A 606-nucleotide genomic window follows, 5' to 3' on the forward strand; every position below is an offset into this window, starting at 1 on the left:
CCCGCCACCCACGCGCGGCGGCCCCGGCCGGGCCGGCGGGACCCCCCGGCGGCCCCCCCGCGCCCGGCCGCCGCGACCGTCGCCGAGCCCGCCGAACCTTCCGGGACCGCCGAACCCGTCGTCGTGCTGGCCCGGTTGATGGCCGAGGCCCTCGGCCTGACCGCCGTCGACCGGCACGCCGACTTCTTCGAACTCGGCGGCGACAGCATCGTCTCCATCCGGCTGGTGTCGCTGGCCCGCAAGGCGGGTCTGACCCTCACCGCCCGGCAGGTCTTCGAGGCACCCACCCCCGCCCGGCTCGCCGAGCTCGCCGTCCCGGCCGCGCCGGCCGCCGGGACCGCCCCGGCGGCCGTCCGGCCGCAGGACGACGGAACCGGTCCGCTGCCGCTGCCCCCGATCGCCCACTGGCTCGCCGAACGCGGCGGCCCGGTCGACCGGATCGCCCAGGCCCGGCTGGTGCTCCTGCCCGCCGGTGTCCTTACGGCGGACCTGGCCACCGCCCTCCAGGCGCTGCTCGACCGGCACGCCGGTCTGCGCCAGGTCCAGCTCCGGCCGGGCCCCCCCGTGGTGTGGGGGGGAAACGCCCCCCCCGGATCGGGGTGCGCC

Annotated in this window: 1 protein-coding gene; it reads left to right on the forward strand. The window is 80.0% G+C overall.

Features of this window, described 5'->3' with window-relative positions:
- A partial coding sequence (locus ACFWOG_RS39860; protein WP_380364548.1) for a phosphopantetheine-binding protein occupies positions 1-606 on the forward strand: 606 nt, incomplete at both ends.

Origin of the sequence: Kitasatospora sp. NPDC058406, from assembly GCF_042722765.1 — a bacterium.
Taxonomy (GTDB): domain Bacteria; phylum Actinomycetota; class Actinomycetes; order Streptomycetales; family Streptomycetaceae; genus Kitasatospora.